11 protein-coding genes and 1 tRNA gene are annotated in these 12,849 nt (G+C 48.8%); 6 read left to right on the top strand and 6 right to left on the bottom strand.

Annotation, left to right across the window (positions count from 1 at the left end; all coding sequences use genetic code 11):
* Nucleotides 1-6: 6 nt before the first annotated feature.
* The 3 genes from IPI86_RS00300 to IPI86_RS00290 are packed head-to-tail and all read right to left on the bottom strand — an operon-like array spanning nucleotide 7 to nucleotide 3,461.
* On the bottom strand, nucleotides 7-1,059 hold the full coding sequence (locus IPI86_RS00300; protein WP_345295974.1) for a polysaccharide deacetylase family protein: 1,053 nt from the start codon (nucleotides 1,057-1,059) through the stop codon (nucleotides 7-9).
* Between the two features lie 44 nt (nucleotides 1,060-1,103).
* Nucleotides 1,104-2,258, bottom strand: a complete 1,155-nt coding sequence (locus IPI86_RS00295; RefSeq protein ID WP_345295973.1) for a glycosyltransferase family 4 protein — start codon at nucleotides 2,256-2,258, stop codon at nucleotides 1,104-1,106.
* Nucleotides 2,259-2,261: 3 nt separating this feature from the next.
* Nucleotides 2,262-3,461, bottom strand: a complete 1,200-nt coding sequence (locus IPI86_RS00290; RefSeq protein WP_345295972.1) for a glycosyltransferase family 2 protein — start codon at nucleotides 3,459-3,461, stop codon at nucleotides 2,262-2,264.
* Between the two features lie 155 nt (nucleotides 3,462-3,616).
* Here IPI86_RS00290 and IPI86_RS00285 point away from each other — a divergent pair, with 155 nt between their 5' ends.
* Together IPI86_RS00285 and IPI86_RS00280 are read left to right on the top strand one after the other, a co-directional pair.
* A complete protein-coding gene (locus IPI86_RS00285) occupies nucleotides 3,617-4,729 on the top strand; it encodes a Wzz/FepE/Etk N-terminal domain-containing protein (RefSeq protein WP_345295971.1) in 1,113 nt (370 codons plus the stop codon).
* Nucleotides 4,730-4,840: 111 nt separating this feature from the next.
* The gene (locus IPI86_RS00280; protein ID WP_345295970.1) at nucleotides 4,841-7,141 is read left to right on the top strand and encodes a cellulose biosynthesis cyclic di-GMP-binding regulatory protein BcsB; all 2,301 of its coding nucleotides are present in this window, start codon (nucleotides 4,841-4,843) and stop codon (nucleotides 7,139-7,141) included.
* Nucleotides 7,142-7,186: 45 nt separating this feature from the next.
* On the opposite strand, the gene IPI86_RS00275 is transcribed toward IPI86_RS00280, so the two are convergent.
* From IPI86_RS00275 to IPI86_RS00265, 3 genes are all read right to left on the bottom strand, one after another.
* Complete coding sequence (locus tag IPI86_RS00275; protein WP_345295969.1) at nucleotides 7,187-7,417, bottom strand: hypothetical protein; 231 nt, start codon at nucleotides 7,415-7,417, stop codon at nucleotides 7,187-7,189.
* 11 nt (nucleotides 7,418-7,428) lie between these two features.
* The gene (locus tag IPI86_RS00270; RefSeq protein WP_345295968.1) at nucleotides 7,429-8,310 is read right to left on the bottom strand and encodes a hypothetical protein; all 882 of its coding nucleotides are present in this window, start codon (nucleotides 8,308-8,310) and stop codon (nucleotides 7,429-7,431) included.
* 96 nt (nucleotides 8,311-8,406) lie between these two features.
* Nucleotides 8,407-8,479: transfer RNA gene (locus tag IPI86_RS00265), tRNA-Arg, on the bottom strand.
* A 126-nt stretch (nucleotides 8,480-8,605) separates the two neighbouring features.
* Between IPI86_RS00265 and IPI86_RS00260 the strand changes: the two genes are divergently transcribed.
* From IPI86_RS00260 to argF, 4 genes are all read left to right on the top strand, one after another.
* Nucleotides 8,606-9,586 (top strand): MoxR family ATPase, encoded by a 981-nt coding sequence (locus IPI86_RS00260; protein WP_345295967.1) that lies wholly within the window; start codon nucleotides 8,606-8,608, stop codon nucleotides 9,584-9,586.
* Nucleotides 9,583-10,899 carry a DUF58 domain-containing protein gene (locus IPI86_RS00255; RefSeq protein ID WP_345295966.1) on the top strand — a complete coding sequence of 439 codons (1,317 nt, stop codon included), beginning with the start codon at nucleotides 9,583-9,585 and terminating at the stop codon, nucleotides 10,897-10,899. Before IPI86_RS00260 ends, IPI86_RS00255 begins: the two co-directional genes overlap by 4 nt.
* Complete coding sequence (locus tag IPI86_RS00250) at nucleotides 10,872-11,783, top strand: MBL fold metallo-hydrolase (RefSeq protein WP_345295965.1); 912 nt, start codon at nucleotides 10,872-10,874, stop codon at nucleotides 11,781-11,783. The genes IPI86_RS00255 and IPI86_RS00250 overlap by 28 nt, the downstream gene beginning before the upstream one ends.
* A gap of 102 nt (nucleotides 11,784-11,885) precedes the next feature.
* Nucleotides 11,886-12,812 (top strand): ornithine carbamoyltransferase, encoded by a 927-nt coding sequence (gene argF, locus IPI86_RS00245; RefSeq protein ID WP_345295964.1) that lies wholly within the window; start codon nucleotides 11,886-11,888, stop codon nucleotides 12,810-12,812.
* The last annotated feature ends 37 nt before the right edge of the window (nucleotides 12,813-12,849 follow it).

Here is a 12,849-nt window from a genome sequence, read left to right as displayed (position 1 = left end):
TTTTGTTTAGGGGCGAAGGCGATTGACCATACTGGTGATCGTGGCGTACTGTGACAGCGTATGCGCATGTGAGATAAAGACACGCCGAATTGTGTAGGGATTAAGTTTGACTTCCTTCAGGGTGGTGGGTCCGTTCTGTAGTGTGAATGCTACTTTATACCCAACTCCAGCCACGATATTCTGAATATCGGCATTCAAGTCGGCTTGCATTCCATTTGGATAGGCAAAACTGAAGATGGGCTGCCCCAATTCCTTCTCGATCTTTGCTTTTGACTCTTTGATTTCGGTACGCGCCTGTTCGAGCGGAACGCGCGTCAGAATGGGGTGATTTACGGTATGTCCGCCAAATTCTATGCCATTGTTATACATTTCCCGAACCTGATCCCAATTCACCATTAAATTGCGGAAAAAATCATGGGGGATCGAAACCTTAAGCTGCTCAGGTAGACGGGAAACCCATTCCCGTTTTTCTGATTCAGGCAATACCTTCATGGCGTAGATCCAATTCTTTGCTATCTGACTGCGTTCAGCGGGATTCTTCCAAGAAAGCTCCCTGCCATCAGGGAATGAAACATGGTCGGCTTTTGTATTTAGAAAACAATAGGCGGCAAGATCCCAGTAAAAAGCAGCATTTGTGTCGATATGACCGGTGGTCAAATAAATGACTGCTGGAAATTTGTATTTTTTCAAGATCGGATACGCGTTTTTATAATTATCGAGATATCCATCATCGAATGTGATCAATGCTGCATACGGGGGCAAGGTTTTTTTACCGTTGAGCCAGTCCACCACATCTCGCAGGGAAACCACATTGAACCAGCGGGAGAGATACTCCATCTGGCGGTCAAATTCCACTGGATGGGCACTGACATTGGGCTGAAATGAATCGAAGTCTTTTCTGTGTGGATCATCAATGCGATGGTAATTGAGAACAGTTAAAGACTCGGACCAAAGCCGCCGTCCTATTCTGACGATTCCTGTTGAAGCGGCGAAGTCGGTTAATTTCTTGATCACATTAGAGCGTGAGAATTTTTTAGGGTTGGCTTTATCTAAATACATTAATTTCTTCCTGCCTGAATGACTTGTTGATATAAGTGAAAGTGTTATTTTTGCTTTTTCTTATTGTGCCTGTCCAAAGCTTTTTGGTATGCGAGAAAAGTGTTTTGGATCTGAGTATTCAAATCGAATGTTGTGCGAATTCTTTGTTGAGCGTTGTTTCCAAGAGTATGAGCATATTCGCGCTCAGAGCAAAGTCTGAGGAGGCCAGTTGCTAATGCCGTTGGGTCGTTTGGCTGAACTAGAAGGGCGTGTTCCTGATCGGTCACCAGCTCGGGAATCCCGCCGCTGGCAGCAGCGAGAATAGGGAGACCGAGTGCAGCGGCTTCCAATAATGCGATGGGGGTGCCCTCATAGCGTGAGGGCATGGCAAATATGTCGCTGGATTTCAAGATCGTCATGACATTATTGCGGTCCTGGTAGCCAGTTAGGATGACTCGGTCTTTTAGACCTGCTGCTTCGATCTGGGTGGAGAGGTCATTCATGCATTCTCCTTCACCAACGATAAGACAGACCAACTGCGGAACCTGTGCGGCGATCTGCTTGATCGCATCGATCAAGAGGTCATATCCTTTGACAGGCACTAGACGGCCAACTGCCGTACATATCAGTGAATTGGATGGCAGATTGAATTTTTTGCGCAAACCGTCGGGGTCACTTGGGATGCTGTCTGCATCGAAATTGACTGCGTTGTAAATGAGTTCGATCGAGTCGCTTGGGATGTTCGAGCGTAGAAGAGCCTGGCGGTCTTTTTCAGAGACTGTTATATAAAGATCAAGATTTCTATTTGTGAATAGCTCCAGTGCGGTGTAGATTCGGCCTTTGATCTGCGCTTTCGATGAACTTTGTCCATGCTCGCTGGCATACCAACTGTTGATGGTGGAGATCAGGGAGACGTTCGTTGACCCCGCTGCGAGACTGCCCCAAAACTTGGACTGAATGTTTTGAGTATCGATTACCTGAAAATTATTAGCACGGATGATGCGTACAAGGCGGGATAAAATGCGTGGGTCCGTTTTTTTTGACCCTAGCGTGTAAACTGGCAGACCTTCTTTTTGCGCGGCCAGGACAACTGCGCCGTGGTCGAGACCTGCGAGTGCCACGCCTTTGTCAGCCAAACCTCGCAAGAGACCCAACACACGTGAACTACTTCCACCATAGCCGACAGCCATGTCAATGATTAAAGTGCGTGGATTTTCCATGGATTACGATCTCTTTGCTTGCTGCCAGAGAACAGTGTGTTGTCCCGAGAAGTACCACAATAACCCCGCGATACTGGCGAAGTTCGTGGCGCATAAGAAATAAGGGAGCATAAATAGTTTGGCAAGCTTTGACTTTTTTAAGGAAGTATTTGAAAGAATACCGCCAACGAGAGCCATAAAATAGAATATCCCCTGAAGGATCATCAGGACGACGACGGTCATGTTTGCGATTGATGACAGTGACAGCGCAGGGAGAATGGCGGCAAGGATAATGTTGGTGACCAGGGCGAGGATCATCAAGTGTGGAATGGCCAGTCTCAAGAATTTATGGGATATCACTTGAAAACGGAGCAGGCTTGATAGCTTGGGGAGATATTCCTTGCTCATCCATAGCATTTGATAGCGCCCGGCAGTCAATCGTCGTCTGCGGCTCACGTCATCGCCCATGGTATTGGTAGGACGTTCCCAGACAACGGATTTTGGCTCTGAAATAACGCGATAACCCTGGCTGATCGTCATCATGGCCAGATAGAAATCGTCCAAAATCACGTTGGTTGGAATGGGCTGCATAATGTCACGGCGCAGAGCCATCAAATGGCCTGTAGCAGCCACGGTTGAGTGAAGATCGCTTTCTCTTTGACGAATCAATGCTTCGTAGCGCCAGTACAATCCGCCTGATTCACTGGTCTCCAATTCTGAGGTCATCATCCGAGTTTGTGCGACGACACAACCAACTTTTTCATCTGCAAAATTGACAAGAAGTTCGCGCAGGGAATTTGGATTCAGGATCGTATCGGCATCGGTGATAACGTAAATTTGACCAGTAGCCAGGGTGAGTGCCCGATTGAGTGCCCCAACTTTTCCTGCTCTGGCGCCCTCGCTTAGCTCAACGCCCTTAGGAATATAAGTTCGAATAATTTCCACGGTATGGTCATCAGACGCATCATCGCATACGATGATTTGAAGTCGATCTCGCGGATAGTCGAGGCTGAGAATGTTATCCAGCTTCTCGTTGATTACGGCTTCCTCGTTGTGCGCGGGAATGACGATCGTGGCTGTGGGGAGGAAGTCGGTCTTTTTTATAGGGCGACGAAAAAACTTTGCCAACCCAACGATGATTAGCGGGTAGCCAACATAGATATATATTAATAGTCCAAGGCTGATTACGAATAGAATAAAGAGAATGACAGCAAGAAAAGCCATGTTGCTCCGCAGATTATTTAGGATATTTGGGTAAATTTAATTGCTTGCGTATGCGTTGCAAACGCTACAGGGTCAATAAACCTGACAATTATGCTATGTTATAATGGATTATTAAATTGTAACACTAAACAATCAGCTTATTGGGAGTATTTGTTATGGAAATTCGGTTTTATTTTAAAATTATCCAGCGTGGATGGTGGATAATACTGGTTACAACCCTGGTGGCGCTCAATGTCTCCTTGGTGTATTCATATTATTTTACTACACCCATGTACGAGGCTGTCGCGCGCTTCATCGTAAGCCCGAATATGCAGAACACCGAGAGCAGGGATCTGGTGAACAGCCTTGAGGCGCTGGATAAACGCTCGATTATCTCCACCTATGCGGAAGTCCTCAACAGCCACCAGATCATCGAAAGCACGATGGAATTATTGCGTGAGAATCCAAATGACTTTCGCGGATACTCGACGTCTGTTACTGTAGTGCCTGATGCGAATATCATCCGTTTTAGCGTAAAGGGCCCTGACCCCGATGTGGCGGCTTTGCTGGCTAATAGTGTTGGTCAGCACGCAATTGATTACGTGAAGAATCTTTACGTGATTTACAACATCGACTTTCTCGATAAAGCATTGGTTCCAAGCGACCCCTACCAGCCCCAACCTGCCCAGGATGCGGGTCTGGCGCTCATGGTGGGATTGGTGCTGGGTGTTGGTTTGGCGATTTTCAAGGACCAGATCACAGGCACACTTGACAAGCTGGGCCAGCGCAATATGTTTGATCTTGAATCCATGGCTTATACGCGTGTGTATTTTGAACGCCGTATGCGGCAGGAAATCATTAACCAGCCAGGCAGTGTCTTAACCTTTGGTGTGATCCACCTTTTAGGCATTCAGGAAATCTACGATTCCCTGCCACAGGCTTATATTAATCAAATATTACGCAAAGTTACGGAAACGCTGAAGTATCAATTGCGCGGCAATGATATTGTTGGCAGATGGTCTCAGCTGCAATTCAGTATTCTTCTGCCTTCCACTGACGGGCTTTCTGCAGCTAGTCGTTTGGAGCGTATTCGCGAACTATTAAATCAGCCGATTTCCCTCGAAGGAGAAGGCGGAGTTGATATTGTCCTTGACCCGAGAATCGGCTTTGCGGACCGGCAGGGTGGGGAATCGATCAATGTGTTGGTAACGCAGGTTGAAAAAGCCCTTGAAATATCCATGGAATCTGATGAAAAGGTCAGCATGTATAAGGTGCGGCCGTTCGGATAAGCTGGGTATTGTTTATTTGGCTTCAAGCTGTTGTGAAGTTTATGATTTGCCACAGGTGTGTGGTTGAATTTGGTAATGCTGGTTAATGCTTTGGTAAATGGAGTTTATTTTATGAAAAAAATGTTCCTGATCTTGGGAATTCTAAGTATCTTGCTGATAACCCCATTTCATGTGGCTGCGCGTGCTCCTGAGCTGGATGTTCAGCCCGAGAAATATGTGGCGATCGAAATCAATGGTAATAAAGCGATCGTTCCTTTTCTTGATTTGGGTTACCGCGAAAGAACCCTGGTCAGTCCCTATGGTGTCACAAACTTGTATTTCAACACTCCGCTTAGCTGGAAGCTGGTCTCCGGCGGCGAAATAGAGATACATTATGATGTGTTTTTCAGTGGCGCAGACTTGGATAAGGTAATTGATAGCACAAACCCATATGGTGGGAATTTGCTTTTTACATTTAACGGTCAGATTATAGGAACAGCACCTTTGGAAGGGACTGGCAGTCATACTGTTCGGCTGGAAATTCCCGATACAGCTTTGCTTTCAATATTACAGGATGGCAGACATCAGTTAACGATCTCCCTGGATGCCCATTTTAGCTGTGACTACGATATCAATGCCAGAATTGTGATCAAGCCCACTTCGTTTTTTGATCTCGTATTTGAGGAATCAAGCCCGGAGTTGAATCTTTCACGCCTGCCGTCCCCGTTTTATTTGGAGAACTCGTTCATTCCTGACAGTACCCTTGTTGTGGTTGCGGATGAGCCGGGTGCTTTGGAATTGCAATCGGCATTAAATGTGATGGCTGGTTTTGGTTCCATGATCGGCAGGGAATATAGCATGCAGTTGATCACGCTTGGTCAGCTGGCAGGTTTTGACCCCAGTTTGTATCATATGATATTCGTGGGGACCGCAGATCGATTCCCAATCCTGACCGAAGTTAATTTTCAGATCCCCATTGCAGATGGCAAGTTCGTGAATCTCCCCCCTGCCTCCGAAGGAGATGGTGTGGTTGAGTTGGCAATTTCACCTTGGAATCCCAGCAAGGTGATCATGGCCGTAAGTGGAAATTCAGGTGAAGCAGTAATGAAGGCGGGACAGGCGGTTAGTTCTGGCCGTGTTTTTGTCTATAGTAGCCCTACACTTGCCTTTGTTTCCAACGTACAGGTGCTTTCCGATACTCTGCCAATTGTTGAAGATTTCACCTTTGAAAGCCTGGGTTATGTCACAGAGACATTGTCCGGTATCGGTGTGAAATCCCAGGAATATATCTTTTACGTAAGCAAAGAACAGGTCTTGACCAAGGATGCTTATGTTGACCTGATTTATTACCACTCCGGCCTGTTGGATTATGGAGTCTCATCTTTCTCAGTTGACTTGAATGGACAGGTGATTTCCAGCACTCCCTTTAATAAGGAGTCGGAGCAGGTCACAACCTTGCGCATCAAGTTCCCGCCTGGCACACTTCGATTTGGCGAAAACCGTCTTGACATACGTGCCAGCATGATCGTTTTACCTTCCTGTGATACTTCAGGTTTTTCCGACCCGTGGTTTACTATTTCCAGTCAGTCGAGTATCCATCTTCCTGTCGCGACAGCAGGACTTAATGCCGAGCCCCTGTTGAAAGACTTGAAATTCTTCCCCGAACTTTTTGTCACCCACAGTGACCTTGGCGACATTGCCTTTATTTTCCCCAAGTCAGATGTTGCCAGTTGGGTGATCGCGGGCAAACTTGCGTTTAGTATGGGCCAACAGTTCAATCCTTTGATCGCAAATCTGGAAGCGGCATATTCCGACGAAGTGCCGCAGGGTATTCACGATGACAATTCGATGATCATTCTTGGTCTTGCCAGTGAAACCCCATTCCTTACCGAGTTTAATGATATGCTGCCTGCACCCTTCGACATGGCAAATAATGTGGCCAGCGAACGTCAAATGCAGGTTGTATATCGAATTCCGGATGGGGTAAGCGTTGGCTATCTTGAATTGATGCTGTCTCCGTTCAATTCGGAAAAATCGATCCTGGTGGTCTCGGGCAATGATCGCGCCGGAGTTCTCCTTGCAGGAGATGGCCTGTTGGTGAATGAACTGGAAACCCAGTTGGCGGGTGTGTTCGCAATAACGAACGGAAAGCAGGTTGCTACTGGGAATGCATCTTCGCCATTTTCAATTGTGGATAATGTTGTTCCGGGCGCTGTCGCGGTCAATACCACTCCGATCCCCGAAATCCTGAATGGCGGTGCTCCGGTGGTGGAGCGTCCCGTTTGGTTGCTGCCAGCGATCATCATTTCCTCATTGATCGTTGTCGGCGTTCTGGGCTATGTTGCGGTTTCAGCGCTTGCAAAGAGGCGTCAGGAACGCCTTAAGATCCTTGCTGGTGAGGCGAGAGCCAATCAGACAGACGAAGAAAAATAGCGAACAACTGAAAAATGGGAGTGCTGACTGAACAGCACTCCCATTTTATTTATACTTTTCCATAGTGGCATTCTCAAGAATGCGGAATCCCAGATCGACCAGCCGCTTCAATTCGGACCCTGAAACTGGTCGGCCATTCTCCAGTTTTTCCAGCACCCTTAGCAAGGCCCCACGCACTCCGCTCGCACGATGTGCCCAATAAGAATCAGCCGATATGCGCTCAAGGCGGGCCAGCAGCATTTCGAGTAATTGGTTTTGTATTTTTGTATTTTCCATTTCGGACCTCTTTAGAACTTGCGCCTGCGTTGAATTGCATCGACCACGGTCAACCCCATCAGGCTGTTGTAGGTATGAGTAGCGAGGATATTGCTTTTTGCAGGTGGTTCAAAAGTGTGCAAATGGACTTCTGCATAATTTGTCTCGGTCAATGTAACGATTTGATTGAAATTGACCGCGTATCCGTATCGGGTGGAGCAATCTTGCGATGGGCGGATCCACTGTCCGTTATGTAAAAAGATGCGGCCTGCCGGTCGAGCAGATCGGATATCCTTTACGATCGGGTTTTGCGGATGAGCTGTCCAGTTATCTGCAAGAGGATCATCCGAATAATAAAGATGCAATGTGTCCCAACTGGAGCCGCCTTCCTCATGGATGTTCGCAAACAGCCACCACTTCCCATTTGCCTCCAGTAATGTGGTATCCACGGCGCGGATGTTTTTCATCAATGCCTTTTCGAATTCCCATTGATCAGGAAAACGTGTACAGCGATATAGCTCGATCGCATTGTTCTTCCCTGTTTCGGGAATCATATACAATTGCCCTTCGTGTTCAAAAAGAAAAGGATAGGAAAGATGATACGGTCTTTCCAGCACCACTTGATTTGAGATAATGTTCAGGTTTTGATCAAGCTGCAAACAGGCGATGCGGCCTCGATGAGTCGAAAAAAGAAGTTCTTCGATGAAGAGATAATGGCTGCCGTTATACATCCAAATGAACGGGTCCGCCCAGAAACGGTCCATAGGCGGTGTGAGGTGTTTGAGCTTTTCCCATGAAAGAACGTTGTAGCTTATTTCTGACGCAACCAGAATTTCCCACTGATCTAAAACAAAAAACGAACGCACCTTTTTCTGTATTCGCTGGAAAAGGTGCGCCAAAAAGGAATTGTTCATTGGTTTTATACTACCGTTTGAGAAAAACAAGGCGCCCCAGGCAGGAGTTGAATTCATAACATCCCCCTGTGGGGGCAACTGCTGATTGAAACAAGGCGCCTCAGGCAGGAGTCGAACCCACAACCTACTGATCCGAAGTCAGGCGCTCTATCCATTGAGCTACTGAGGCGTGTCCGAAATTATACACGATTTGCCGCACACCTCGTAAATGAAGAACAATACTTGGGGAGGTTTGCCAACATGACAAGCCGCATGATAGAATCATTTCATCCCGTCTGGAAAGGACATTTTATTCATGGCAGATATTAAGGCTTTTGCGGAGCAGGTGATCGGAAATCTGGAAAAGGTGATCGTAGGCAAACGGCAATCCGTTGAGCTGATCGTGATCGGATTGTTGTGTCAGGGACATGTATTGATCGAAGATGTGCCCGGAGTGGGGAAGACAATGCTGGCGCGCGGCCTGGCCCGTTCCCTGGATTGTATTTTCAACCGTATCCAGTTTACCCCCGACATGCTGCCGAGTGATGTGACGGGTGTCTCCATTTATAACCAGCAGAAGGATAAGTTCGAATTTCGTCCTGGTCCCATCATCGGGCAAATCATCCTTGCCGATGAGATCAACCGCGCCACGCCCAAAACGCAGGCTGCCTTGCTCGAAGCGATGGAAGAGCATCAGGTCACTGTGGACGGTGTGACGCACCCGCTGCCAGACCCATTCATGGTATTGGCAACCCAGAATCCGATTGAATATGAAGGCACCTTTCCGCTTCCCGAGGCACAACTGGATCGTTTCCTGCTTCGCCTGCGGCTGGGGTATCCCTCGATTGCCGATGAACTCCGCGTGTTGAGCGACCAGCAGATCCAGCATCCACTGACGACCTTGAAAGCTGTAGTAAAGACAAAAGAGATTTTGCAGGCGATCGATGATGTTAAACACATTTATGTTTCCCCTGCCGTAAAAAGCTATATTGTTGAGTTGACCACCCGTACCCGCCAAAGCACGGATGTGTATCTGGGGGCAAGCCCGCGCGGCAGTCTGGCACTGGCAAAAGCTGGGCGCGCGCGTGCCGCTCTGATGGGCAGGGATTATGTTCTGCCCGATGATATTCAAGCTCTTGCTGTGGCGGTATTGGCGCATCGCATCATCGTCAGCCCTGCAGCCCGCCTGCGTGATCTGAGCTCCGACCGCATTGTACAGGAAGTGGTTCAAGCCACACCTGTGCCCGGTGGCGAATTTTCATCCGAGTCTGCACCTGCACGGAAGAAGACGAAATGAGATCTGGGCGAATCCTCCTCGCCCTATTGCTGTTGATTGGTGTGGTGGGGGTGTTGACCACCGGAGCCGCGATTTACTCGCGCTTCATGTATTTAAGCTTGTTGCTCGGAATTGGCAGTTGGATCTGGACTCATTGGACGGCCAGAGGCATGGGCTTGCAAAGATTTTCCCGTTTGCAGCGTGCCAACGTGGGGGATATCTTTGAAGAGCATTTTGAAGTGGCGAATAACAGCCGCGTCATTGCCCCGTGGATCGAGGTTTATAACCAATCTCCGATTCCTTTTGTTTCAGGTTCCCGATTATTCACTTTCGTCATTGGCCGCCAAAAACGGACTCACCTTGCGCGCACCTGGCTTACGCGCCGCGGCGGGTTTCCACTTGGCCCAACGCGTATTTCAACGGGAGACCCGTTCGGTTTGTTTCGTGTCAGCAAGGATATCCCTGCTTCACAAACCCTGATCGTGTTGCCCATGATCTTTGAAATCAAGTCCTTTCTGTTTCCGCCCGGTCTTTTGCCGGGCGGGCAGGTTATCCGCCGCAAGTCACCGGATATCACGCCGCATGCGGCAGGGGTGCGCGAATACGTGCATGGCGATGCGATGAAACGCATCCACTGGCCCACCAGCATTCGCAGAAATCATTTGATGGTGAAAGAGTTCGAGCAGGATCCGCAGGCTGAGGTCTGGTTGTATCTGGATTCGCAAAGAGATGTACATATCGAAAGACCGTACCTGTTCGATGAAGTGACAGTGGAAGCAATGATGTTTGGCAAGCGCCCCAAGTTTCAATTGCCGCCTTCCACACTGGAATATGCGATCAGCATCACTGCTTCGCTTGCGCATTATTTTGTTGAACGGCGCCGCGCAGTGGGCTATGCGAGTGCAGGCCAAACTTTCACGGTGCATCCCGCTGATCGAAGCGAACGTCAGGAAGCGAAAATTTTGGAGACGCTTGCATTCGTGGAGGCCAATGGCAGCCTTTCCATTGCCGCACTGGTAGCGGCGCAATCTTCGCAGATGCCGCAGGGTTCAAGTGCCGTCATTATCACACCTTCAACCCGCCCTGATCTTCTTTTCGCAGTGGACGATCTGCAAAGGCGTTACCTGCGCCCGGTTGTTGTCTTACTTGATGCTGTATCCTTTGGCGGCAAAGGTGGCGCCACTGAAGGTCTTGTCCGTGCTTTGCGTGAGCGGCGGGTGCCTGTTTGCGTCGTCGCTTGTAACGCCAATCTTTCGCAGGTTCTTTCAGAATTTTCCTCCGATTTCATTTCACAGGATATGCGTACATGGCAAACACACGTGTTATCACAATAGATCTTAATTTTCAAAATAAGACGCAGGCAATTGCGTCTTATTTAATTAGACAGAACGACGCCGCGGTTTTGATCGAAAGCGGACCAGGCTCGACTCTTTCCGCGCTGGAAGCTGGTCTGGCGAAGGAAGGCTTATCTCCCCGCGACATTACCCACGTCCTGCTCACGCATATTCATTTGGATCATGCCGGGGCTGCGGGTTGGTTTTCAAAACAAGGGGCGCAGATTTTCGTCCACCCGAATGGGGCGCCGCATTTGTTGAACCCTGAAAAATTGATCGCCAGCGCCACACGTATTTATGGCGACAGGATGGGAACTCTCTGGGGTGAGTTTCTGCCTGTTGAACAGAACCAGCTCACAGTCCCGAATGATGCGGAGGAAATTGCCATCGGCAACCTGCGATTTACCGCGATCAATACGCCAGGCCACGCAGAGCATCATTATTCCTATTTATTTGAAGATATGTGTTTTAGCGGCGACGTGGGCGGGGTGCGGATTCCGGGCTTTCCATATTTGCGCGCGCCGATGCCTCCGCCCGAATTGCATTTTGGAAGATGGCGCGAGAGCATTTCGCGTTTGAGGTCATTGAAGTTTTCCCGAATCGCGCCGACGCATTTTGGGATTTTCGATGATGTGGACTGGCATTTAAACGAGTTGCAAAAGAACCTCGATGAGGCTGAGAAATGGCTTGAAGAGATCATGCCCGCCGACCCGCCCGTGGACGAGTTGCGCGAAAAATTTGCGGCGTGGATGAATGGACAAGCTGCCGCCAAAAATCTAAGCGAAGATGTGTTGCGCGCCTACGAATTGGCTAATCCCCTCGGCATGGGCGCCGACGGTTTGATGCGTTATTGGAAGAAGGTGCGGAGTTCGCCCATGGCATGACGTTAATATGCAAACTATGGCGAAATGTCACGCGTAAAGTATGATGCTTGAAACGTGGCAGAATCCCACTATAAAGATATACTTTCACAACAAGGAGTAACTATGAAGGACTTTCTCGCGATCTCAGATTATTCATCTGATGAAATTCAAGACCTGCTTGACCTGGCAGTAAAACTGAAGAAGCAATACTTTAAAAAAGGAAACAAACCCATTTTCAAAGGCAAGGTGCTGGGAATGATTTTCCAGAAGCCGAGCCTGCGCACACGTATTTCATTTGACATGGCCATGCGTCATTGCGGCGGCGATGCGCTTTATCTTTCTCCGAGTGAGATCGGCCTCGGCAAGCGCGAATCCATCGCGGATGTGGCGCGCGTGCTATCTGGTTATGTGCAGGGACTCATGGCGCGTGTGTTCGAGCATGAGCATGTGCTCGAACTTGCGAAGTGGTCTGAGATCCCCGTTGTAAATGGCTTGAGCGATTACAACCATCCCTGTCAGGGCATGGCGGATGCATTGACCATTCAGGAAAAATTCGGGAAGAAGTCCCGCGGTTTGAACGTGAGCTATGTGGGTGACGGAAATAATGTCACAACTTCGTTGATGCACGTTTCTGCACAGCTTGGCTGGAATGTGACTGTTGCCACTCCCGAAGGATACGACGTCAACCCGAAGGCCATTGAAATTGCCCAGAAGATCGCGAAGAAGACCAAGAGCAAATTGACCTTTGTGCGTGACCCGCATGAGGCGGTCAAAGGCGCGCATGTGATCTACACCGACACCTGGACCTCGATGGGTCAGGAAGAGGAAACTGCCAAGCGCGAGAAAATCTTCCCTCCGTATCAGGTGAATGCGAAATTGGTTAGTGAAGCGAGCAAGGATGTGATCGTGATGCATTGTCTGCCTGCTCATCGCAACCAGGAGCTGACTGACGACGTGGCGGATGGCAAGCACTCCGTCATTTTCCCGCAGGCACACAACCGCCTGCATGCACAAAAGGCAATCTTGGCGCGCCTGTTTGACGTGGCGTAGAGATTAGGATCAGGATTTGGAAATCGGGAATCGGTTT

The sequence above is a fragment of the Candidatus Villigracilis affinis genome (assembly GCF_016705895.1).
Classification (GTDB): domain Bacteria; phylum Chloroflexota; class Anaerolineae; order Anaerolineales; family Villigracilaceae; genus Villigracilis; species Villigracilis affinis.
This window is presented reverse-complemented; position numbering and strand designations above follow the sequence as displayed.

Coding starts and splice junctions, on each gene's coding strand:
- IPI86_RS00300 (WP_345295974.1), bottom strand. CDS start 1,059: ATGTATTTAGATAAAGCCAACCCTAAAAAATTCTCACGCTCTAATGTG.
- IPI86_RS00295 (WP_345295973.1), bottom strand. CDS start 2,258: ATGGAAAATCCACGCACTTTAATCATTGACATGGCTGTCGGCTATGGT.
- IPI86_RS00290 (WP_345295972.1), bottom strand. CDS start 3,461: ATGGCTTTTCTTGCTGTCATTCTCTTTATTCTATTCGTAATCAGCCTT.
- IPI86_RS00285 (WP_345295971.1), top strand. CDS start 3,617: ATGGAAATTCGGTTTTATTTTAAAATTATCCAGCGTGGATGGTGGATA.
- IPI86_RS00280 (WP_345295970.1), top strand. CDS start 4,841: ATGAAAAAAATGTTCCTGATCTTGGGAATTCTAAGTATCTTGCTGATA.
- IPI86_RS00275 (WP_345295969.1), bottom strand. CDS start 7,417: ATGGAAAATACAAAAATACAAAACCAATTACTCGAAATGCTGCTGGCC.
- IPI86_RS00270 (WP_345295968.1), bottom strand. CDS start 8,310: ATGAACAATTCCTTTTTGGCGCACCTTTTCCAGCGAATACAGAAAAAG.
- IPI86_RS00260 (WP_345295967.1), top strand. CDS start 8,606: ATGGCAGATATTAAGGCTTTTGCGGAGCAGGTGATCGGAAATCTGGAA.
- IPI86_RS00255 (WP_345295966.1), top strand. CDS start 9,583: ATGAGATCTGGGCGAATCCTCCTCGCCCTATTGCTGTTGATTGGTGTG.
- IPI86_RS00250 (WP_345295965.1), top strand. CDS start 10,872: ATGGCAAACACACGTGTTATCACAATAGATCTTAATTTTCAAAATAAG.
- argF (WP_345295964.1), top strand. CDS start 11,886: ATGAAGGACTTTCTCGCGATCTCAGATTATTCATCTGATGAAATTCAA.